At 40.7% G+C, this 21421-nt stretch carries 23 protein-coding genes and 1 riboswitch; of the genes, 16 read left to right on the top strand and 7 right to left on the bottom strand.

Annotation, left to right across the window (positions count from 1 at the left end):
- Positions 1 to 4 precede the first annotated feature (4 nt).
- The gene (locus tag H561_RS0115315; protein WP_027387812.1) at positions 5 to 913 is read right to left on the bottom strand and encodes an NAD(P)H-binding protein; all 909 of its coding nucleotides are present in this window, start codon (positions 911 to 913) and stop codon (positions 5 to 7) included.
- A gap of 238 nt (positions 914 to 1151) precedes the next feature.
- Between H561_RS0115315 and H561_RS0115310 the strand changes: the two genes are divergently transcribed.
- The 3 genes from H561_RS0115310 (at position 1152) to H561_RS0115300 (ending at position 3686) form a co-directional block, all read left to right on the top strand.
- Positions 1152 to 1772, top strand: a complete 621-nt coding sequence (locus tag H561_RS0115310; RefSeq protein WP_228372283.1) for a Crp/Fnr family transcriptional regulator — start codon at positions 1152 to 1154, stop codon at positions 1770 to 1772.
- A 75-nt stretch (positions 1773 to 1847) separates the two neighbouring features.
- Positions 1848 to 2777, top strand: coding sequence for an alpha/beta fold hydrolase (locus tag H561_RS0115305; RefSeq protein ID WP_027387810.1), 930 nt, complete (start codon positions 1848 to 1850; stop codon positions 2775 to 2777).
- Positions 2778 to 2789: 12 nt separating this feature from the next.
- Positions 2790 to 3686, top strand: coding sequence for an NmrA family NAD(P)-binding protein (locus H561_RS0115300; protein ID WP_027387809.1), 897 nt, complete (start codon positions 2790 to 2792; stop codon positions 3684 to 3686).
- Between the two features lie 221 nt (positions 3687 to 3907).
- Here H561_RS0115300 and H561_RS0115295 read toward each other — a convergent pair whose 3' ends face one another.
- On the bottom strand, positions 3908 to 4495 hold the full coding sequence (locus H561_RS0115295) for a DUF1989 domain-containing protein (RefSeq protein ID WP_027387808.1): 588 nt from the start codon (positions 4493 to 4495) through the stop codon (positions 3908 to 3910).
- Complete coding sequence (gene gntA, locus H561_RS0115290) at positions 4492 to 5181, bottom strand: guanitoxin biosynthesis heme-dependent pre-guanitoxin N-hydroxylase GntA (RefSeq protein WP_027387807.1); 690 nt, start codon at positions 5179 to 5181, stop codon at positions 4492 to 4494. Before gntA ends, H561_RS0115295 begins: the two co-directional genes overlap by 4 nt.
- Before the next feature lie 383 nt (positions 5182 to 5564).
- Positions 5565 to 5658: riboswitch (TPP riboswitch) on the top strand.
- 59 nt (positions 5659 to 5717) lie between these two features.
- On the opposite strand from gntA, the gene thiM reads away from it, so the two are divergent.
- The 5 genes from thiM to hxpB are packed head-to-tail and all read left to right on the top strand — an operon-like array spanning position 5718 to position 9275.
- On the top strand, positions 5718 to 6521 hold the full coding sequence (gene thiM, locus H561_RS0115285) for a hydroxyethylthiazole kinase (protein WP_027387806.1): 804 nt from the start codon (positions 5718 to 5720) through the stop codon (positions 6519 to 6521).
- A gap of 28 nt (positions 6522 to 6549) precedes the next feature.
- A complete protein-coding gene (gene thiE, locus H561_RS0115280) occupies positions 6550 to 7149 on the top strand; it encodes a thiamine phosphate synthase (RefSeq protein ID WP_316929425.1) in 600 nt (199 codons plus the stop codon).
- The gene (gene thiD, locus H561_RS0115275; protein WP_027387804.1) at positions 7146 to 7979 is read left to right on the top strand and encodes a bifunctional hydroxymethylpyrimidine kinase/phosphomethylpyrimidine kinase; all 834 of its coding nucleotides are present in this window, start codon (positions 7146 to 7148) and stop codon (positions 7977 to 7979) included. Before thiE ends, thiD begins: the two co-directional genes overlap by 4 nt.
- The gene (tenA, locus tag H561_RS0115270; RefSeq protein ID WP_027387803.1) at positions 7966 to 8619 is read left to right on the top strand and encodes a thiaminase II; all 654 of its coding nucleotides are present in this window, start codon (positions 7966 to 7968) and stop codon (positions 8617 to 8619) included. Before thiD ends, tenA begins: the two co-directional genes overlap by 14 nt.
- The gene (hxpB, locus tag H561_RS22595; protein WP_051349403.1) at positions 8616 to 9275 is read left to right on the top strand and encodes a hexitol phosphatase HxpB; all 660 of its coding nucleotides are present in this window, start codon (positions 8616 to 8618) and stop codon (positions 9273 to 9275) included. Before tenA ends, hxpB begins: the two co-directional genes overlap by 4 nt.
- Here the strand turns inward: hxpB and H561_RS23990 are convergent.
- Positions 9268 to 9420 carry a hypothetical protein gene (locus tag H561_RS23990; protein ID WP_155845808.1) on the bottom strand — a complete coding sequence of 51 codons (153 nt, stop codon included), beginning with the start codon at positions 9418 to 9420 and terminating at the stop codon, positions 9268 to 9270. The genes hxpB and H561_RS23990 overlap by 8 nt on opposite strands.
- Before the next feature lie 154 nt (positions 9421 to 9574).
- Positions 9575 to 9733 (bottom strand): winged helix-turn-helix transcriptional regulator, encoded by a 159-nt coding sequence (locus H561_RS24510; RefSeq protein ID WP_394330853.1) that lies wholly within the window; start codon positions 9731 to 9733, stop codon positions 9575 to 9577.
- A 285-nt stretch (positions 9734 to 10018) separates the two neighbouring features.
- Between H561_RS24510 and H561_RS0115255 the strand changes: the two genes are divergently transcribed.
- From H561_RS0115255 to H561_RS0115235, 4 genes are all read left to right on the top strand, one after another.
- Entirely contained in the window at positions 10019 to 11071 is a 1053-nt protein-coding gene (locus H561_RS0115255) for a glycosyltransferase family 9 protein (protein WP_027387802.1), read from the top strand.
- A gap of 12 nt (positions 11072 to 11083) precedes the next feature.
- Complete coding sequence (locus tag H561_RS0115250; RefSeq protein ID WP_027387801.1) at positions 11084 to 11845, top strand: BUD32 family EKC/KEOPS complex subunit; 762 nt, start codon at positions 11084 to 11086, stop codon at positions 11843 to 11845.
- Between the two features lie 261 nt (positions 11846 to 12106).
- Positions 12107 to 12328, top strand: a complete 222-nt coding sequence (locus H561_RS0115240; RefSeq protein ID WP_027387800.1) for a hypothetical protein — start codon at positions 12107 to 12109, stop codon at positions 12326 to 12328.
- Positions 12329 to 12715: 387 nt separating this feature from the next.
- On the top strand, positions 12716 to 14260 hold the full coding sequence (locus H561_RS0115235) for a T9SS type A sorting domain-containing protein (protein ID WP_027387799.1): 1545 nt from the start codon (positions 12716 to 12718) through the stop codon (positions 14258 to 14260).
- Between the two features lie 874 nt (positions 14261 to 15134).
- Here H561_RS0115235 and H561_RS24395 read toward each other — a convergent pair.
- A complete protein-coding gene (locus H561_RS24395) occupies positions 15135 to 15260 on the bottom strand; it encodes a hypothetical protein (RefSeq protein ID WP_262486245.1) in 126 nt (41 codons plus the stop codon).
- Positions 15261 to 15351: 91 nt separating this feature from the next.
- On the opposite strand from H561_RS24395, the gene H561_RS0115225 reads away from it, so the two are divergent.
- The 3 genes from H561_RS0115225 (at position 15352) to H561_RS0115215 (ending at position 18673) form a co-directional block, all read left to right on the top strand.
- On the top strand, positions 15352 to 17184 hold the full coding sequence (locus H561_RS0115225; RefSeq protein ID WP_027387798.1) for a T9SS type A sorting domain-containing protein: 1833 nt from the start codon (positions 15352 to 15354) through the stop codon (positions 17182 to 17184).
- 63 nt (positions 17185 to 17247) lie between these two features.
- The gene (locus H561_RS0115220; RefSeq protein WP_027387797.1) at positions 17248 to 17727 is read left to right on the top strand and encodes a hypothetical protein; all 480 of its coding nucleotides are present in this window, start codon (positions 17248 to 17250) and stop codon (positions 17725 to 17727) included.
- A 241-nt stretch (positions 17728 to 17968) separates the two neighbouring features.
- Positions 17969 to 18673, top strand: a complete 705-nt coding sequence (locus H561_RS0115215) for a hypothetical protein (protein WP_155845807.1) — start codon at positions 17969 to 17971, stop codon at positions 18671 to 18673.
- A gap of 230 nt (positions 18674 to 18903) precedes the next feature.
- Here H561_RS0115215 and H561_RS23385 read toward each other — a convergent pair whose 3' ends face one another.
- Positions 18904 to 19872, bottom strand: a complete 969-nt coding sequence (locus H561_RS23385; RefSeq protein ID WP_051349402.1) for a helix-turn-helix domain-containing protein — start codon at positions 19870 to 19872, stop codon at positions 18904 to 18906.
- 89 nt (positions 19873 to 19961) lie between these two features.
- Here H561_RS23385 and H561_RS0115205 point away from each other — a divergent pair, with 89 nt between their 5' ends.
- Complete coding sequence (locus tag H561_RS0115205) at positions 19962 to 21134, top strand: FAD-dependent monooxygenase (protein WP_027387795.1); 1173 nt, start codon at positions 19962 to 19964, stop codon at positions 21132 to 21134.
- Positions 21135 to 21421: the final 287 nt, after the last annotated feature.

The raw sequence follows: 21421 nt of genomic DNA, 5'->3' as shown, positions 1-21421 counted from the left end.
CTTATTAATTTAATGAATGATAAATGAGTGCAAATTCTTTGGCGAAATCCTTCATTTTGGTTTTTCCTAAAACCGGCCGGTTGCGGTAGTAATCTTCATACAAGCTCCCGTTTCGCTGGGCGGCCTGCATTTCCACAAAGCCTTTGGCAATCCATTCGTTCATTCCTGCGGCAAGCATTCCGCTGAGCATTTCCTCATCAGAGACTCCCTTCCACATTAAATCAGGGTTGCCTATTGCTTCACCGATCATAGCAGCAATTTCGTTGGGAGAAACTTCATCGCTGGCAAGGTAACGCACAGTTCTGCCTTCAAACGGCTGCTCCGTTTCTCCGGCGATTGCTGCTGCAATATCAACCGGCGAAACCCATGGCTCTTTCTGATCGCCTCCATACCCCTGGATAATCGCTCCCTGTTTCTTTATCGTCTGTGCATACCTGAAAATATTGGTATAGAACCCGACAGGCCGCATAAATTTAATCGATACATTATCAGGAAGCTGGCCCAAGATCTTTTCCACCTTGTGGTGAAGATAGAGGCTGCCGGTGCCGTGATCCGTATGTGCCCCGATGCTGCTGAGGTGTATTATTTTTTTAACCCCCGATTCTTCTACTGCAAGCTTGTAATTGTGTCCGATATTCTCAAACCCCGCCACAAAATCAACGCTGTTATCAAAGATGCTGCCTATGCCTTCCCAGGCTTCCATCAGGTATACAATATCCGCCCCTCTGAAAGCTTCGGTCAGAAAAACGCCGTCCTGCATGGTCCCGATGGCTGCTTCAGCGCCCAATGCCTCAATGTCTGCTCTTCTTTCCGGTGTGCTGCTTATGACTTTTACGTGATGCCCTTTTTGTAATAATTCTGCCGCTAACGGCTTTCCGATGTTTCCTAAAGATCCTGTAAGTACAATATTCATATGTCTGTATATTTATACGGCAAAGGTGTGAAACAGCACGGGGAATAAAATAACGGAATCGCGGGACTTTGTAACCTGAATGAAGATCACCCTATTTCATTGTCATATTTAGTCAGATCAGCCTTGATGATCATCAATAATCAGGAATATAATTTCTGCAGATAAAAAGAAACCTCTACCTTAGAGTTATTATTAATCCTGATGTAGCGGAGTGCTCAAAGGATCTGAGATCCTGCAAATGGACTACTCAGAAACAGGCAGATATGTTTTTAAAATAAAATATTCTAAATTACCCGTGGAAAAATTCGTAACGTTTATTAAAACAATGATCGGTATTGACGAAACCGAACTGAACATGGTCCTTTCAAAATGCAGGGAGAAAACGGTACCGAAAGGAAAACTGGTCCTGAAAAAGGGGCAGATCGCCGGCCAGTATTTTTTTATTCTGTCAGGAGGCCTTCGGTTTTTCTATGAAGCAGAGAATGGTGAAAACACGACCTGGGTGGTTTTCGAGAATGAATTTTTTACGGAAATATCCAGCCTGAATCCACAGAAACCGACCCGGTTCAATATCATGGCCATAGAAGATACCGAACTTATCGTCATCGATAAGAAGGACATGGATTTCCTGTATGGCTATGTCCCGGTATGGCATGAGTTCGGCCGGAAAATCTGGGAAGAAACGTGCGTGAGGATGATTGATCAGATCTTAAAGTTTCAGACGCTTACGGCCGAAGAACGGTACATGGAATTCATCAATACTCCTGAAATCCTTCAGAAAATTCCGGTGAAGCAGCTGGCAAGCGTGCTGGGCATTACCCCCAATGCGCTGAGCAGGATCAGAAAAAATATCCGGTAAAACATATTTTCTACCAGATGGTAGTTTTGCCGCATCAAATGCCGTTTACCTTTGTATTATAAAACAAAGAACGGCATGCAAGAAAATACAGACGTTACATTACATGATTATTCCGATGAGGAACTGATTAAAAAATTTCCCGGGTTTGAAAATAAATACATCCGCGTCAACGGGGTGAAAATCCATTATGTTGAAGGCGGCATCGGAAAGCCTCTGATATGCCTCCCCGGCTGGCCCCAGACTTGGTATTCTTTACGGCCTGTCGCCATGCAGCTTGCCGAAAAACACCGGGTAATCATAGCGGATCTGAGGGGGATGGGGACTTCTGAAAAGCCGGAATCGGGATATGATAAAAAAACGATGGCTGCTGATATCCGTGAGCTGGCCATTCAACTCGGGCTCGAAAAAGTTAATATCATGGGTCATGATATCGGCGGAATGGTGGCCATGAGCTTCGCCTTCAATTATCCTGAAATGACCGAAAAGCTTATTGTCCTGGACGGTTCACACCCAAGTGCAGAGATGCTTCAGATGCCGTTGATCCCTGCACCTGGAACTTTCAGCGAAAAGATGGATGCTGATATGCCGTACACCTGGTGGATGGGTTTCAACCAGGTAAAAGGACTGCCCGAACAGATACTGGAAGGGCGTTTCCATCTGTTGCAGGAATGGCTTTTTAAGTATGTCATGATCGACGAAAGCAAAATGACCGGCCTCGAAAGAGCCGTGTATGCAGCTGCCTATAACGACAAAGCAAGCATCAGGGCATCGAACGCGTGGTACCAGACCTTTAATCAGGATATTGAGGATTCGAAACACTACGAGCAATTGACAATGCCAGTATTGGGAATCGGCAGTTACATGAGTTACAATTATATGAATATGGGGCTGCCTTACGTAGCTGCCGATGTTAAAGTCTTCGGGATTACAGAAAGCGGGCATTACCTGTTTGAAGAGCAGCCTCAACAGGTACTGGATATCGTATTGCCCTTTTTAGCCTCTTAAAAAAATATCAGAATGAAAAAAACAATTTTAGTTGCCGGTGCAACCGGAAACCTGGGATACAGGATCTGCAGGGAGTTAATACAGCGCGGTGCCAAAGTGCGGGCCATTGTGCGCACTTCCTCTGACCCAGATAAGACAGACGCCCTTGAAAAAATGGGAGTGGAAATTAAATGTATTGACTTTAATGATACACAAGCCATTGTAGAAGCATGCAGAGGAGTACACTGTGTCGTGTCCGTACTGGCAGGCTTAGGAGATGTTATTATCGACCTGCAGAAAAAAATTGCAGACGCCGCTGTAACCGCAGGCGTGCCGAGATTTATCACTTCTGATTTCTGTACGGATTATACGTTACTGAAGGAAGGCGAAAACAGGAATTTCGACCTTAGAAGGACTTTCAGAACATACATCGACGGACTGCCCATACAGGTTTCTTCTGTTTTTAACGGCTGTTTCGCGGATATTTTAAAATACAATACCCCGATCCTGAATATAAAAGACAAAAGCATCGGTTACTGGGGAGATAAGGCCGACTGGAAACTGGATTTCACCACTATGGATAATACCGCATCCTTTACGGCGGAAGCAGCACTGGGCGATCAGGCGCCGAGGAATCTGCAGATCGCCAGCTTTCAGATCAGCCCGAACATGCTGTTGGAAGAGGTAAAAGAAGTGAGCGGACAGGAATTTAAAATCTATCAGCTATCGAGCCTGGAACATTTTGCCGAAGCTATAAAAAAGCAGAGAGCGGAAGATCCGGCCGGTGAAAATGAACTGTATGCTAAATTCCAGCAGGGACAATATATGTATTCGATGTTTAAGGCACAGCATGATGAGTTGGCCAATGACCGGTATGAAGGAATTTCATGGACTTCAGGTACGGATTATTTAAAGACTTTCCTGCAGTAGAAATATATCCATCAGGATCTCCTCCCGGTTGTAAATCAAAACAAAACGATAAAGAAGGTTCTTAGCATTAACAAACCGTCGGACAAAAAAATAAGGTGTTGCATCTGCAACACCTTATTTTATATTAATGATCTTGAACCTCGAACTCAACTTTGACACCGTTGTAAGATTAAGATTTTTAGACTTAATTTATTTTCAAATATCGTTTAGCATCCTGCTACTTAAATATCGGATTCCACCGCATAACCGATGGGCTTGAAAGAATAATTATTGGACATTTCTGCGGAACATGCGGTCATGCCTACAATCAGGTCCATTTTAGCTTCAATTACAATATGGTCGCCGGCCCTGCTTTTTGGCGGCAGCACACTGATTTTACCGGTTTCCCCGTCTACCGCCACATGCATGAATACATTGAAGCAGATCGGTATTTCATCCGGTGTAATTCCGTAAGGTTCCAGTGCTTCACAAAGATTTCCGAAACAGCCCCGGTGCGGGTTGGTATCGCCATAAATGATCCGGAAGGTATCGGCACTACAGGGTGTCAGTAAAAAATCATGACGCCCCACGGTATCTTCTACGATATCGAACATGATATTGCTGCGGTTAGAATAAAATGGATTTCCTTTCGTCAGGAAAATGGTTTCGGCATAATCAATGGTTCTTCCGGAGGAAAGATATTCTTTGGTATCATGGAGATTGAAGCAGATAAAATCGGAGACCTGCTCTCCCTGAATATCGGTAATCATGAGTCGCTCCCCTTTCTTCAGGGTAAATGCAGCCCCGCTGCGCGGTGGTATGGTATTCATATATTTTTAGGTTTAAAAGGACATTTCCAGCTGTTGTCATACTGCATGCCGCTGTACTGGTATACTTCCGAGGCCGCACCGAAATCCTGGAGCATCGGATTGATGGAGCCACTCAGGGCAACATCTTTTTTGCGGACTATATTTTTCATCTTGTCATAACGCTTCAGCTCCCTTAACTCCTCAAACTGGGCATGGGGATTGAATACAAGAGCGGGATATTTAAAACGGCGTGCCGGCCGGCTGCTGTCCGGGTTGAGGCCGATGATAAAAAAAGCCTCTTCCTTTAAGCTGAAGCTGAACAGATCGGATTGGGGATCTGCGCTTACCCTGCGGTCATAAGGGTAATCTTTAGCATCCAGGTCAGATAATGCCTGAAGGCGCATCCACATGAACTGTTCAAATAAAGCTTCATTAAGCCCCTCCGCTTCCGGAAAGATAATACATACGGTATGGAAATGATTATCTGCATTGCGGTATCCGTCTACAAATTCGTAAATGAAATCCAGAATCTGCCGGTCGTCTTTCGGACAGGCAATATGACCTGCTACAAACAATTTCATCTGATCTTTATTCAATGCAGCCTTGGCAGCTACACAGGGAAAAGACGCATCATCTACAAATGCCTTAAAAGCATCTTCTGCGATCAGTGCCTGATCTGTATTTTGTGTGGTTGTGGTTGGTGTCATATTGATTTAAGTTCGCAAAGTTTATGCCACGGACCATCTTGTGGTACCCATACCACAAGAAATAAAAATTCACAAAACACTGACAATCAAAATATTGTAACATACGATTTTTACAACAATTCTATAATAATAGAAGATTAATAACCGTTTCGGGAATTAATTTAGGTCTTTAAATTCAGTGATAATTTGTGATTTGCATCACTTTAAGAGCCTGTTCAACTTTACTTTAAAAATAATTTTCTGAAGATTACTTAATCGCTCAGATCTTACCTTCATTTAACCCGTTTAAACTCAAAAAAACAACCTTTAAAAAATTTTATATGCTTCAATGCTAAATTTAAACGTGCTTTACCGATCAGGTGAAAATTTTTCAATACTTTTACATGACGCTTTAGGGGTATTCTGAAAAAGAATTGAGACAGTCCCTTTGAACCTGATACGGCTTACACCGGCGTAGGGAAAAGCAACATGCCATACATTCGCTGTGGCCGTTGTTCCGGATGTATCCTAAAGCTTTTATTCATACAATATAAGAAATGAAAACTATACTCTGGCAACATATACTCCGCGTAAGGAGTACAGCTCCCCTCGTTCACAATATCACCAACTATGTGGTGATGAATACCACCGCCAATTCACTGCTGGCGATTGGTGCATCCCCGATAATGGCCCATGCAAAATCAGAGGTAAAAGATATGACAGCTATTGCAAATGCATCGGTCATCAACATCGGCACAGTGGATGAATACTGGGAAGAAGCCATGCTGCTTGCTGCAGAAAAGGCCAACGACCTGCAAAAACCCTGGGTATTGGATCCTGTAGGGGCAGGCGCAACCCCTTACCGGGATCAGGTCCTGAGCAGGCTGCTGTCTTTAGACCCTCCGGTAATCCGCGGGAATGCTTCTGAAATTATCGCCCTGACAAAAGCAAACAGGGCCGTTACCAAAGGCGTTGACAGTACAGCCGTAAGCAATGAAGCCGTTGAGGCGGCACAATCTCTTGCAGAAAAGCATCATTCGGTGGTCTGCATTTCAGGGGAAACCGACATCGTTATCAGCAAAGGCCAAAAGATCTCTTTAAAAAACGGCCATCCTATGATGACAAAAGTAACCGGGCTCGGCTGTACGGCATCAGCAATGATCGGCGCTTTTCTCGGCGTTACCGGAAATAAAACGGAAGCGGTGGTGGCTGCTATGAGCCTCTTGGGCATTGCAGGAGAACTGGCAGCTGAACAAAGCAATGGCCCCGGAAGCCTGCAGGTTTACCTTCTTGATCATCTGTATTCCATTACGCAGGAAGAGTTTTCTGACCGTTTAAAACTGGATAACCATGAAGGTTAACTCTTAATTTCCTTACCTGTTGTATCTGGTGATTTCAGAAAAAGACTGCCGGGGGAAAGATTTTCTCAAGGTTGCGGAACAATCGATTGCAGGAGGCGTGGATGTGATTCAGCTGCGCGAAAAAAATGACTCGACTGCCGCGTTTCTCTATAAAGCCTTAAAGTTAAAAGAGGTAACGGACAAATACAATATCCCGCTGATCATTAATGATCATGCTGAAGTTGCCTGGGAAGCCGGATGTAAGGGGATTCATGTCGGAAATCATGATACGGCACCGCATATACTGAGGAACCAGCCGTATTTTAAAGATAAAATGATCGGGTATTCCATTGAATACCTCAGCCAGCTGGAAAATGAAAATACAGCCGTATCAGATTATTTGGGCATCAGCCCCGTATTCAGTACGGATACCAAAAGAGATACCGTTACGGAATGGGGACTGGACGGCCTGTCGAAAATACGCTCCCTCACCCATAAGCCGCTGGTGGCCATCGGAAATATCAATTCTTCCAATGCGGCGGCCATCATCAGAGCGGGAGCCGACACCTTAGCTGTGGTTTCGGCGGTCTGCGGTGCAGAAAATCCTGAGAAAGCAGCGTACGAACTTAAAAATGAAATACTGAAATGAAAAAATATACCTATCCTTCCGTCATGACGATTGCCGGTTTTGACGGCAGCGGCGGTGCCGGAATTCAGGCCGACATCAAGACATTTTCGGCGCTTGGATGTTATGCCACCTCGGTACTTACCGCGCTTCCGGTCCAGAACACAACGGGCGTAAGAAAGATATACCCTATCCCGGTCGAAGCCGTTTCCGATCAGATCGAAGCTGTGCTGGATGATATTTTCCCGCAGGCCGTCAAGATCGGGATGGTGCATACCCCGCAACTGGTAGAAACCATTGTAATGACCTTAAGCAAATATCCGAAAATCCCCGTTGTTTTCGATCCCGTGATGGTGGCGACCAGCGGTGACCGGCTGATCGTAGAGGAAACCATCATTGCCATTACCGAAAAATTATTCCCCATTGCCGACATCATCACGCCTAACATGGACGAAGCTTCCATACTGGCCGGCATGAATGTAAAGACCCTTGAAGAAATGCGGACGGCAGGAGACAAGATCTTAGCATACGGATGCAAAAATATACTGCTGAAAGGCGGGCATCAGGACTCATCCACCGTTACTTCTTTACTTTTTGACGAAAACGGAAAGCAGTATTCTTTTGAAACTGAAAAACTGGCAACCGTCAATACCCATGGTTCCGGCTGTACGCTTTCCTCAGCGATCGCTGCCTATCTTGCCAGAGGTGAAGCATTATACAATGCGGTTGCGCTTGCACAGGACTACGTATTTGAAGCCATCAGCACCGGAAAAGATGTCGTGACCGGAAAAGGAAACGGCCCGCTGAACCACTTTTTTAACCCGCAAAAACTAATTAAAAATGAACTGGTCTGAATCTGCCTGGAAACCCATTGAAGGTACCTACCAATCTATCCTTCAGATGCCTTTTATTGAAGAACTGGCTGACGGCACCCTGCCTGAAGAAAAATTCCGTTTTTATATGGGCCAAGATTCTTTATACCTTGAGCATTTCGGAAGGGCATTGGCATTAATTGCAGCAAGGGCACACGATGTAAAGGATACATTAAACTACCTGAAGTATGCTGAAACTGCCATAATCGTTGAAAATGCGCTCCATGAATCCTATTTCAGGGATTTCGGCTTAACTGATAAAGGAACTATGCAGCCTGCCTGCCATCATTATGTCCATTTCCTCAAGAGTACAGCGGCTTTGGACGCCGTAGAGATTGCTATGGCAGCCCTGCTCCCCTGCTTCTGGATCTATAAAAAAGTGGGAGACCATATCTGCCGCCGCCATCAGTCTGGTAATAACCCATACCAGAAATGGATTGACACGTACGGAGGGGAAGACTTTGCCAATGCCGTAGAGCAGGCAGTCAGCATCTGTGACCGGGTTGCTTCAGAGACCACTCCTGCCATAAGAGAGCGAATGACGGAAGCATTCATAACTTCTTCACGAATGGAATACTCATTTTGGGAAGCGGCTTACCATTTAAAAATCTGGAAACAATGAAACATCTTAAAGCGGTCATATTCGATATGGACGGTGTCCTGATAGATTCTGAAAAATTCTGGAAACAGGCAGAATCAGAAGTATTCGGATCACTGGGTGTACGGGTTTCGGCAGAATTCACCGCATTGACCCAGCAGATGACGACCAAGGAAGTTACCGCATTCTGGTATGAGAAATTCCCATGGAATGAGGCCGATCATCAGGCGGTAGAAGATCAGGTCATTGACAGGGTGATTGAACTCATCAATACCGGACATTCCGAAATAACAGGCGTTAAAGTATTTATAGACTCGCTAAAGCAATCCGGCATCAAAATCGGCCTGGCAACAAATTCTCCGGCCAGGATTATTCCGGTGGTTTTAAATAAATTGGGAATTGCCCATTATTTCGATGCGGTAACATCTGCAGATGAGGTAGGCGCAGGAAAACCTGACCCGGCAGTCTATCTTCTGGCTGCAGAAAAACTCGGGGTAGCCCATCCGGCATGCCTGGCCATTGAAGATTCTTCTTCGGGAATGGCTGCTGCCAGATCGGCAGGAATGAAAGTCGCAGCCTATGCACCTGGGAATACAGGGATCTGTGCCCATGAAGCCGATATGATCATACATGAATTTCATAGGACCGATGTCGCACAGCTCAGAAGTATCCTTAACTGAAAAACTCGCCTTCCATTAAATGATGATTTTCAATCCTTAAAGAATTCCCGGCTTCTATTTCTGACAGCTGAATGAAAATACTCGGTATTCCGTACAGGATCAGGCGGTCGATCATTTCGGCCAGATGGGTACTGTCCCGCAGCACAGTCTGTCATAATGCAATACCCACCGGTCATTTTTTTACCGTGTATGATCTCCGGGAATTTTGGCAGGTTATTGATGAACCTTTAAAGCATCATGAATGAACATCAGGTTAATAACCACGTGTAAGCCGCAGCCCAGTTTCCGGTAATCTGCTTCTATACCGAATCTTTTTGATTACCCACATCGGTCAGATTCCGGATCCTCTCTTTTGTTACAGATGGCGAAAGGGAAATCATCCGGCCAATCTCAGCATAGCTCAGCCCGGAATTGCCACTCGGAGTTTCCAGGATCTGCCGGTCAAACCGGTCTGATATTATTCATTTAAAATAATAAACGAATGACTTTCAACAATTATCAAAAATGCAAGCCGGGCTCTATGTGTCGTCAAGTTAATAGAGATGACGAATTACGGATAATCAATTATCCTATGTTCTGTAAGACCAAAAATTCTGAGCTATATTTTATAGATTGAAACTTATTGTATTATTGCTTTCATCTATCATCATCATAAATGGTTATAATCAATCGATTGATTAATTTTTGCCATTTTAAGATTAAATTTACTCCCTGATAATAAGCTTTAAATCAACCTGCAGTTCATGAACATTCACAAGAGAATTAACGGGGTCAGAAGATCCGTAATGCGCAATCTGACTAAAAACATAGGAAAATCGAATGAAGAAGCAGGTAATGGAGGAAACACTGCGATCAGGAGAATATTAATTACCCGGCCTAATCACCGGTTAGGTAACTTAGTATTGCTGACGCCGCTGGTACAGGAAGTGATTGCGACGTTCCCCGACAGTGAGATTGATCTTTTCGTAAAAGGCGGGATCACTCCTGACATCTATAAAAACTATACCCATATCAACAAAATCATCCAGCTTCCCAAAAAGCCGTTTAAAAATATTTTCAACTATGTCAAAGGCTGGGCAGTGATCAAGACCAGAAATTACGATCTGGTGATTAATGCCAATTACGGGTCGTCATCCGGAAGACTGTCCACCCTTTTTGCCCGTTCAAAATACAAGATGTTCGGAGATTTTGATGAAAGCTTGTCTTCAGGGCATGCCGATTACCAGCATATTGCCAAAAATTCAATCTATAACCTGAGACAATATCTGGTACAGCTGGGAATCAATGGCCCTACCCATCAGCTCCCCTCTCTTGACCTTAAACTGGATCATGAAGAAATAAAAGCCGGCAGGGAAAAATTATTCAACCTGGTAAAAAACGACAAAAAAACAATCTGCCTGTTTACGAATGCTACCGGAGACAAATGCTACCCGGAAGACTGGTGGGCAGGATTTTACGGAAAGCTGGCACAGGCTTTCCCCGATTATAATATTATTGAACTCTTGCCGGTGGAAAACATATCCAGACTCAATTTCACCATCTCTTCTTTCTACAGCACGGATATCCGTGAGATGGGCGCATTTATTGCAGCCTGCTCACTTTTTATTGCTGCTGACAACGGGGTCATGCACCTGGCAAGCGCTTCGGGAACGCCTACCGTCGGCTTGTTTTCAGTAACGGATGAAAAAGGCTATCAACCCTATAACCATAAAAGCTTTTCGGTCAATACCAACAGGGTTGATCATCAAGGTATCACAGAACTGATCCTTAAAAGCCTTAATGATCCTAAACCTTAAATAAGAAGCGTTATGAAAGTGATTTTTGCCGGAGACGTACCGCAATACAGACAAGACATCATGGCTATTTTAAACCGGTTTAAAAATGACGGGACCTTAATAGGCACCGGCACCAGGAATGTGATCAAATTTTTTGAGGTCAACGGTTTTACGTTAAATTTCAAGTCATTCAAGCAGCACAATATCATCAACCGGCATGTTTATAAATTCTACCGGAAATCCAAAGCCAGGCGGTCTTTTGAATATGCACAGATGCTGATCAGTAAGAATTTCCATACCCCGAAACCCATAGCATATGTTGAAAACCATGATTTTATCGGCCTGACATCCAGCTATTACATCAGCGAACAGTTAAAAGATGCATTCACTTTAGCTGACGTCCTCGGGGACTATTCTTTTCCTGACCGGGAAAAAATCATTAAAGAATATGTTTCAGTGATGTACCGCCTGCACAACGGTGGCATAGAATTTATTGATAATTCCCCCGGTAATTTTTTAATCATAAAGGAAAACACTGACTACCATATCTATCTTGTAGATTTAAACCGGATGAATTTTTACGAGCATATTGAGAACGATAAGCGTCTTAAAAATTTTGCAAGGCTGACCCATGATCCGGAAACCATTAAAATCATAGCTTCTGAATATGCTTTGCTTTCAGGGATTGCTTCTGAATACTGTTTCACCAGAATCCTTAAGGCCAACCACAGGATGATGGTAAAACGCCGGATCAAGAACGTATTAAAACTTTATAAGCATATCATAAAAATTTAATATTTTCAGCAGCACTGCCTCTTTAATGAAATCCTGTAAAGGTGCTTTGATGCATTTATGCAGATGTTCTTCTCTTTGTTTAATTCTGTATACAGGCAACGACATCACGCCATATACTAAACCGGTACTGAATACATTTTAGATAATGATAGAGCAGGAAAATTTGTGTAAAAACAGATCCGGCTAAAAACTCTTTATATCATGGATATTACAGAATGTCACAATTATTGCTAACATTAATTTTAAACAAACCCTATCACTATGCAATTTATTGATTTCAAAAAAGAACATTTTACCCATGATGAGGAAACAAATGCTTACTTCATCGAGATTCCCAAAGACGAAGTCGACTTCGGGGACATTAAAGTACAGGAAAAGAAAGAAGACGGTACCTTTGCGGCAGCAAACCCTGAGCTTATTGACGAGTCTACGAGGATTACCATCAGGATGGAAACGCCTGCCGACATCAGGGTCAGTTTTTAAAAACGCACTCCAAAGTCCCGTGGCTTTGGAGCTTTTGTTTCCGGGCTTATAATTTAAACTATGTATACCCCCTCGCAAATTTCAAGCGGCTGTGTATATTACGAATTGAGATGAATCAAAAATATAAATTTTAAAATCTTCCTTCTCAGTTCATTCGCGTTTTATTATTGATTGAATAGTCAGATTCCTTTTTTATTAAAATAAACTACTGAATGTCTGAGTGGTAATTAACGCAAAGCAATAAAATTAATTAAATATCTCATCTATGTAATTATAAAAAATTTCAAAAAACGATAAAAAATAATGAAATACCTATTCGGGTTTGTTTTTTCGTGAAAATGTATAAATTAGCTGATTCTATATAATATAACGATAAAACTAAAAAAAATGAAGAAAAAATTATTCCTTTTATTGATTATTTTTTCACTGAATATTTTTGCTCAATCCATAACTTGGATACCTTCACCTGCAGACTCCGGACTTGACGGAACAGACCAGGCTATGATTCCTATTTTGAAGAAAGATAATTTTCTATACTGTTATACCACAAAGGTAATCAACGGTATCCAAAGGTACCAGCTGACAAGGGTAAATCTTGATAATAATGAGGTGTTTGTATTTACGTCTTCAGCAATGGCATCTTCTAGCTATTTTTTCGCAAGACCGCGTAATCTGATGTTTTACCAGAACTTTATTTATTTCAATTGCGGTAGCTCTTTGTTTAAGCTTGATCTTACCACCAATATTACTACTGCCGAAGCTCCTTATTGTGAGAATTTTTATATATTCAAAAATTATCTGTTCTATAATTACAATTCATCAAAAACGTATGTGAAGAATTTAACAACAGGAGTAGTCAGCGAGTTCAAAATCGGAGCAGGCAATACCATTGACGTTTATGATATGGGAGGTTTTTATGAATACAATAACGAGTTATATTTCTTAGCCAATTACAGAAGGATTGAAAAGCTTACCGATCCTGCTGTGAGTACGAATTTATATACAGCCCCTTACACACCGATTAATGTAAGCATATTCATCCATAACGTTACAAAAATCAATGATAACCTGGTTTATCTTCTGGTAGCCAATAATACTTTTAAATTCGCTTCTGTAAACCTGACCTCAAATACTGCCAATGCAGGTTTTCTGTTTGATGCCCTTACCACTTACAATTCTCAGGTAAGATTACCTTTTGTACTGAACGGGAATATCTATATGGCCAATACCAATGGCCTGCATGTATCAAACGGAACCAATGCACCGACCTTAACCAGTATTCCCTTTATTTCTTCATCTCCGTTAGTATATAATAATGCAGCATATGATATTGTATATACTTCAGCTTATGGAGGCGAAGTATGGAAAACAGACGGAACCGTTGCTGGAACAAGCCTGCTGAAAGATATCAACCCGGGACCTGAAGGAATAAGCCGCTGGTCTCCTATTGTATTCAACAATACTATCTATTCTGTGAAAGTGAACAATAACAATCCGGGTAACTGGGACTTGAATATTTATACTTCGGATGGAACATCTGCCAATACAATCCCTATTCTGCCGGATAATACATTCACCGAAATCAATCAATATGGGGCTCCTATGATCGCGTATAACAACCATTTGTATATTCATGCTGAAACAGCAACACAGAAAGGGCTTTTTAAAATCAGTACCACTCCGTTCCAGCTGGGCACTTCTGAAAATTTTAAGGACAGGAAAAAATCAATTTACCCTAACCCGGCAACCTCTGTGGTTTATTTGAGTGATACCGCTCAGAAAGTTGAAGTTTATGATGCTAAAGGAAGTTTGATTTTGAAAAAAGGAAATACTCAGGAAATCAATATTGAGAATCTGGTCAAAGGAGTATATTTTGTAAAAACCTATACCGGAAATGGGGGAAATTATACTGAAAAATTAATTGTTAAATAAAAAACTTGTTTAAAATTTTATTTTCCTGAGATAAAACAGTAAAAGCCAAATAATGTAGATCTCTCCAAGTTATATTTACAGTTTAACCTAACAACATTCATAAATCAACATTTCAAATCTAAAGAATTTAATGGCTTTTATACAATAATTCTTTGTTTAACTGAAGGAACACACGGAACGATGAAAACAGAGCTTAGTTAAAAAGACAGAATCTTTTCATGAAATAAAAGTTGACGGTTCAAGAAGCAATAGTAAGTCAAGCCATAAACGAATCAATTGCGGAATATTAATTTAAAAACCTGATATTACAGAAATAAACACAAAGAGGGCATATAACATCAACTTGAAAAAATGTCAGGTTCAATACTAAATTTAACGGTAGTTCCTTTATTGAATTTTGTGAAAAATTAAAGATCCATACTTCGACTGCTTCTCCATTGCAAAGCCTCAAAACATTAATAAAAGCTGAATCTCAATAAAAGATACAAATATAATTGGCAGCATAGAAATGTAAATTCATCATCTTATTTGTGCTTAAGAAGGTATGATTTATAAAATAAAAAAGTGAAGAAACAAATGATATAATTTTTTCCAGTCTTTTATTAATTCATGGTTAAAATATTTATTTTTTCCTATCTGAAGTAAAAGATTATCAGCTAAAATTTCATCAAAGGAACCTGTAATCCATTTTCTGAAAATATCCCTTGAATAAGAAAGTTTCACTGTAAAATTTATAAATCAATAAAATTAAAGGGTTGAATATAGCTTATCCAATCTTTAGATTTTAACATTACTGAAATCAATAAAGTTAAAAAATGATACGATAGATTCCTGAATTTATGCGGAAAATAACCCTGTAACATAAAGTGGACAATTAAATTCCAGAATGATCTTTTGTCGAATCATAGTTAAATTCCCCAACAACAACAACAACAACAACAACAACAACAACAACAACAACAACAACAACAACAACAACAACAACAACAACAACAACCAATACTGGGATATAATATATGTCAGTTTGCGGGGTTGATTCAAGTTTTCAGGCCGTAAAATTTTTAAGTATATTTGAAAAAATTAATCATACCATGAAATTAAAACTCTTAATATTATTATCGGCGATCTGTTTTGGCAGCTATCATCAGGCACAGTCCACTTTTCCTTATGAAAGAGACTGGGGAACTTATGTAGGAGGCTCCGGCACCTACCTGGGAGATTTTTCTTTAATCGGAACCTCTTTATTTAAAGACTCTCAAAACAATATCCATGTCATAGGCCAGACAACATTTGAAAGCGGTTACAGCGCATCATACTATAATCAGTTTGTTTCAGGCGGAGGCAATCCGGTAGTGCTTACAGGACCGTCAAATTATTATTCGGCCAAGTTTTCATCTGCCGGTCAGATGCTTAGGGGAGACTATAATGGGCTTATAAATAATTTTGAGCGTGTCGTGGGAATTGATGCACTCGATAATGTCTATACTTTGAAAAATATACCGGCACAGGTTTCAAATTTAGCGACTCCCGGCGTATGGCTTACACAAAACACGGATACAGTTGGTAATCTGACCCGGATTCTTACAAAACGGGATTCAAATAATAATGTGATCTGGGTTACTTATCTTCCCAATAATAGTAATAATGAAGCGCTAAGTATGAGATTTGACTCAAATCAGAATATTTATCTGCTGGGTCAAACACAATATGATATTCCGGGATTGGGGACACCTGGTGTTTTTCAGGAAAATTTCGAGCCCTACCTCATCTCGGGAATTTTGCAGAATAATTCCTATGTTGTTAAATTAAATTCCTCAGGACAAAAATTATGGGGCACGTTTTCAACCCCGGGAATCCTTGACTTTAAATTTTACAATGGCGAATTGTATCTTGCTGCTCAGTATGCTTCTTTTATGCAGGGGAACTTTACCAATCCGGGTACATTTCAGCCTGATTCACCGGCGCAGAATATGATCATGAAATGGAATGCGAATACCGGTAAAAAAGTCTGGGGAACGTTTTACGGGACCCCGCTTAACCCAATGTGGTATACCGGTTCAGGCATCAGTGCTATTGAAGTCAATGCTACAGGCATCTATGTCAGCGGACAAAATGAAGATGATGATTACCCTACCTATTTTGCCACTCCGGGTGCATTTAAAGGGCAGGTAGCCAACGGAGATTTATTTTTAAGCAAGTTTGATTTAACCGGAAACCGTGTCTGGAGTACCTACTTTGGCAGTAACGGGTATGATTTGATTAACGGAACTGACAACTTAACCATACTAGACAATAGAATTGTCATTACAGGAACTCATTATGGCGCTGGCAGTAATATCTCAACTCCCGGGGCTTTTCTCACTACAGTTCCCAATATTTCCCCGGCGCTTACCAATATGTATTTCGCAGAATTTGATGGTAACGGAAACAGGCAATGGGCTTCCTATTATGGCGGGGCCGGAAGTAGTAATCTTGGAGAATACATCAATGCAAGATTCTTAAGCAACGGCGCCCTTATTTTGTGGGGAGTTACGGGATCACCTACCGGAATAGGCACCAATGGCGCTGCCTACCCGAATATGACTAATCCTTATCCGTCATTACCTTTCGGCTTTATTGCCAAATTCAGTTCGAAACGTGAATTATCGGCCTCTGATGATGCCATTAAAAACAGAGATCTCCAATTGTACGATAACCCTAATAACGGCAATTTTGCTGTTTCAGGAAGCGTTCTGGAAAAGCAGAAGACAGTCCTTTCCGTGTTTGATATGTCCGGAAAATTAGTGTATCAGGCTCCCTTTGAAAAGAAGAAAACCAATCACTTTAACTTACAGGGCAAGCTGGTCATCGGGAACTATCTGTTAGAAGTAACATCTGAAAATGGTGAGAAGATAAAGGTCTTCAAAATGACTGTTAAATACTAAAGACCATACGTTCCCTGACCGTCAAAAAATTCAAACGGTAAAGAATAATTCCCAAAAAACGATATGAAAATTAAATACATACTTTTTTATATTTCGTCTTTATCAGTCTTAATATCTTGTGCTGGGTCAGATACTTCCTTTTTACCACAGACTATTGCTGAAGCTAAAGCCGGCCGGCTTTTATTTGACATCTACAAACCAGATAAAAAGACCGTACTGGTAAATAATACTGAATACATCATTGATGAAGCATTCACTTCAACAAAATTCAATTCAAAAAGGGACAAAACCTTTAATAAAAATGTCTTTAATTTTATATTTAAATTGAAAAATTCTAAAACAGGAAAAGAATTTGAATATGATTTTAAAGATGATTTTTACGACTATATTAATTTTTATTCTGAAAACGGAGGAATTGAAAGCAGCAATCTGTCCATTGATTATGGGAATTATGCGGTGCGGAATAAACTTGATACTATAAAAATTGGTTTTTCAGACCATTCCAAAAATGAAAATATAATCACTTTCGTAAAAATAAAATAAATTACGGCTAAAGAGGTTACAAAAGTATGGTGAAACTGTAAACATCAACGGCTGTATCCCAATAAACCTGAATGCAAAATTGAAGATTACAATTCGTTTTTCTATCATCGTTAGCCTATAAATGCTGATTTTCACGGAACTCTTTTTCTCAAAAAAGTTTAAGCCGGTTTATATTAACACCATATATAAATTTGCATGCTGTACGAAAGCTCAGCTTTCAACCGTAGGAAAAATACTGAAGATGAAAAAAATTATATTAACGTTTATTATAGCAACAGCGGGACTTTTTTCCTGTAAACAATCTGACCATTCAAAAAGTGATATTATCGAAACCAAAGCTTTAGATCCGATCAAAAAGATCCACAATAAAAATACATTTAATGACAAAGACCTCTACACCGGATATAAATATGTTGACCGTGATGGTAAGAACGTTATAATAAAGAATGGTTTTCCAAGAGGCGGATTAAAATATACGGACAAAAATGGCGATCATTATAATTATGCTGTTTTTTGGACACAAATCATAAATGAAACAGATCATCCACTCGAATTAACAATAGATTTTCCTTTAAAGTCGTATGAAATTCCGTCTTTACCCGGTAAATATTACGAAGTTTTAGTTCCTGATGAGACGATGACTTTTGAGAAATTTCCGTTATTTCTTTACGGTCTGACGAATGTAGAATCTTATTTAGATAACAACATTCACAAACCGGCATCTTTACACAGGACAATCAAGCCAAAAGAATCAAATGGCTTTTATACGGTTATACTTTGCTTAACGGAAGGGGCACACGGAACGATGAGAACAGAACTGAGTTTAAATGTACAAAATCTTTTCTACAGAATAAAAGCTGATGGCTCAAAAAGCCATAGTAAATCAGGTGATAAAGAAATCAATTGCGGCCGTATTAATTTAAAAGACCTGATATTACAGAAATAGACAGAAAGCCAGCATACAACAGCAGTTTGGCAAAATGGCGGATTTAATACCAAATTCAACAGGAGTTTCTCCATAGTGAACTTTCATACGAAATTGAATATTTATACTTCGATTACACACCCATCGCAAAGCCCCAAAACATTGATAAAAAACAAATTTTAAAAACGACCCTTTAACGGGAATCGGATGTCACAAAAATTAGATGGCCGCTATGTATACTATCACAGATCCTAAGTTTTATTTAATCTATATTGCGCACTCCACTTTTTGGGTTTCAGCCCGAAATGCTTTTCAAACAGCCTTCCGAAATAACTGAGATTTGAAAATCCTAACTGATATCCGGCTTCTGAGACAGACAGGTGTTCCTGTTGTATCAGTCGGGCTGCTTCCTGCATGCGCAAATGCTGGTAATACTCGTAAATCCCTTTTCCGAAAACCTGTGTAAAGAGCTTTCGGAGCTTGAGGGAATTCATTCCGCTAATAGCAACCAGTTCATTCTGTTGTAACGGATGGTCCAAAGACAAAGCGATTCTGTCACGTACCCTGTACACCGCTTCTATTTCATCACCCCGCAGGCTCTGATGGGTCATATCCTGCCTCTCCGAAAGATTTTTAAAAAGCAAATAGAGCAGCTGTAAGACCTTTAACTTATAATAGGCTTCAGGAAGGATTGCCACTGATGACGTATCTGCGATCTCATTGACGACCTCCGCCATTTCCGGCGACATAAATTCCTCAATGAAAAATGTTTTTTCATCATTAAAAAGATAGCCGAACTTGTTCTGGCTGTTACCAATGAAATTTTTGAGATAATTGAGTTCGATCAAAATCGTGATCTGGGTAATGTTGATCCCTTTTGTAAATAAGACTTCGCTTTCCAAGTCAAGAGGTGTTATGCGGACATGCGGACGAGCCTGTAAGGGCTTTTCTTCCTGTGTTTTCTCAGACATAGGTAGATTAATAATGTTCTGAAAAGAAAACATCAGTCCTTTTTCAACGGCATCAATTGGCTTTCTTTTGTAAGAAAAGGTTTTATCTGCTACCAGTGACCGGACCATGACCAGCATTTCAGGAAGCATATCAACGATATGGATTTCGTTGAGCTGCAAAAAATGAAATTCTTTGTCAAATTCAGACACAGGGATTCCCAGCTTGCCCGCCAGATGAAGCATTTGCTGCTTGTTTTCTGATGCACTCATTTCTTTATGGACTATTTTTACTATTTATGAAACTATTTTATCCCTAAATGTATAAATAAATTTGCAGCATAACCTAAAAAAAAATTATAATGAAAAAAAAGATTCTTATATCAGGAGGCGGCATTGCAGGATTAACAGCAGCAAAGTGTCTTTCCAGACAAGGGTTTGATGTCACAGTGACCGACCGGGTATCATCCTTTACCAAGGCGGGCTTTCTTATTTCACTTAAAAGTTTTGGGGTCTGGATTATGGATGAGCTGGGGCTTACGGCAAAACTCAGAGAAACATCTTCTCCGTCTAAATTGGTAAGTTTCATGGAAAAGAACGATAAGATTATTCAGTGCATAAGCTATGAAAAAATGAATGAACATATCGATCCTTCGCTACTGATTTCCCGAGGCGCACTTCACTATGTCCTGTATGAAGATATTAAAGATGACGTGAACTTGATTTTCGATACAACGGTCTCCGGTATTGTTCAAAAAGAAGATACCGCCATCGCCACATTGTCAGATGGAAAAGAGATGGAGGCTGACCTGGTGATCATATCGGAAGGGCTGCGTTCTTCAAGCCGTGAACGGTATTTTAAAGATTCCCGGTTGGAAGATTTCAATACGTTGTATATGGGTGGAAAATTACATTTGGAGCACCCGTATGAAGTCGGTTCTTTCAAAATCTATATTGATGTCAATAAAATGCTTTCCATATATCCGGTCGCGCATAATGAAATCGCTATTCAATGCTATATCCATCATACCGGTGACCTAACGACCGTAAAAAAGAATGCCCAAAGCATGCTACAGGATTCTTTCACTCAATACAGCCACGACGTACAGGAGCTGCTGATCCGTTTTGCTGATAAAGGAATCATGTTCGTTGATAAAATGGGGATGGTCAATTCGCCTGACCTGGTGAATGGAAATCTTGTTTTATTGGGTGATGCAGGCTATTGTCCGACCGCTTTATCAGGTATGGGCGCTTCCTTATCAATCTATGGAGCGAAAGCACTGGCACATTTCATCGGTAAAACGCCTCACAACTTAAAGCTCGCCTGCAGAAATTACAATTCATTAATGCAACCGGTCATTAAAAAATTCCAGGACAATGCAAAAAATAATGCGGCCTCTTTTATTCCTGAAAATGAGGACCGGCTTAACCAATTCGTCAATTCTTTCAGAGCGGCAACCGACGCAAAACTGCGACAGATAATGACTGATCCCATTACCTTAACCGAAGATCAGCTGAACTTCAAAATGGATTAGAAAATGAACGGCAAAATAGGTATGTCAGGTATTTGTATCTTATAATCTATTCTTCAAATGGTATGAAAACCGCAGTTACCTGGACTGTTTCCGATGATATCCTGCCTTGCCAATAGGTACCTGCTCTACCGTTCCTGCTTTGCCTGAGACCGCCAAAGGATTTCTTTTGTGATTCTTGCCATGGTATTGTTTTTTTGGGTTAACGGAACAAAGGTATCACAGGATTTTTAATTTTCAATAGCCTGCACAGGTTTTGGCAGCTTGTGTCCGGTTTTGGCAGGTTTTGG

The organism is Chryseobacterium gregarium DSM 19109, assembly GCF_000430845.1.
GTDB classification, from domain to species: Bacteria; Bacteroidota; Bacteroidia; order Flavobacteriales; family Weeksellaceae; genus Chryseobacterium; species Chryseobacterium gregarium.
The sequence above is the reverse complement of the archived record's forward strand: the minus strand, read 5'-3'. Positions and strand labels throughout refer to the sequence as shown.

Bases quoted from the DNA above. Each gene is read 5' to 3' on its own strand.
- H561_RS0115250 (WP_027387801.1), top strand. From the start codon at position 11,084: ATGAAAGTGATTTTTGCCGGAGACGTACCGCAATACAGACAAGACATC.
- H561_RS0115255 (WP_027387802.1), top strand. From the start codon at position 10,019: ATGAACATTCACAAGAGAATTAACGGGGTCAGAAGATCCGTAATGCGC.
- H561_RS0115315 (WP_027387812.1), bottom strand. From the start codon at position 913: ATGAATATTGTACTTACAGGATCTTTAGGAAACATCGGAAAGCCGTTA.
- H561_RS0115300 (WP_027387809.1), top strand. From the start codon at position 2,790: ATGAAAAAAACAATTTTAGTTGCCGGTGCAACCGGAAACCTGGGATAC.
- H561_RS0115240 (WP_027387800.1), top strand. From the start codon at position 12,107: ATGCAATTTATTGATTTCAAAAAAGAACATTTTACCCATGATGAGGAA.
- H561_RS0115295 (WP_027387808.1), bottom strand. From the start codon at position 4,495: ATGAATACCATACCACCGCGCAGCGGGGCTGCATTTACCCTGAAGAAA.
- thiD (WP_027387804.1), top strand. From the start codon at position 7,146: ATGAAAAAATATACCTATCCTTCCGTCATGACGATTGCCGGTTTTGAC.
- H561_RS0115220 (WP_027387797.1), top strand. From the start codon at position 17,248: ATGAAAATTAAATACATACTTTTTTATATTTCGTCTTTATCAGTCTTA.
- H561_RS0115305 (WP_027387810.1), top strand. From the start codon at position 1,848: ATGCAAGAAAATACAGACGTTACATTACATGATTATTCCGATGAGGAA.
- thiM (WP_027387806.1), top strand. From the start codon at position 5,718: ATGAAAACTATACTCTGGCAACATATACTCCGCGTAAGGAGTACAGCT.
- gntA (WP_027387807.1), bottom strand. From the start codon at position 5,181: ATGACACCAACCACAACCACACAAAATACAGATCAGGCACTGATCGCA.
- hxpB (WP_051349403.1), top strand. From the start codon at position 8,616: ATGAAACATCTTAAAGCGGTCATATTCGATATGGACGGTGTCCTGATA.
- tenA (WP_027387803.1), top strand. From the start codon at position 7,966: ATGAACTGGTCTGAATCTGCCTGGAAACCCATTGAAGGTACCTACCAA.
- H561_RS0115225 (WP_027387798.1), top strand. From the start codon at position 15,352: ATGAAATTAAAACTCTTAATATTATTATCGGCGATCTGTTTTGGCAGC.
- H561_RS0115205 (WP_027387795.1), top strand. From the start codon at position 19,962: ATGAAAAAAAAGATTCTTATATCAGGAGGCGGCATTGCAGGATTAACA.
- H561_RS0115235 (WP_027387799.1), top strand. From the start codon at position 12,716: ATGAAGAAAAAATTATTCCTTTTATTGATTATTTTTTCACTGAATATT.
- H561_RS0115215 (WP_155845807.1), top strand. From the start codon at position 17,969: ATGAAAAAAATTATATTAACGTTTATTATAGCAACAGCGGGACTTTTT.
- H561_RS23385 (WP_051349402.1), bottom strand. From the start codon at position 19,872: ATGAGTGCATCAGAAAACAAGCAGCAAATGCTTCATCTGGCGGGCAAG.
- H561_RS0115310 (WP_228372283.1), top strand. From the start codon at position 1,152: ATGGACTACTCAGAAACAGGCAGATATGTTTTTAAAATAAAATATTCT.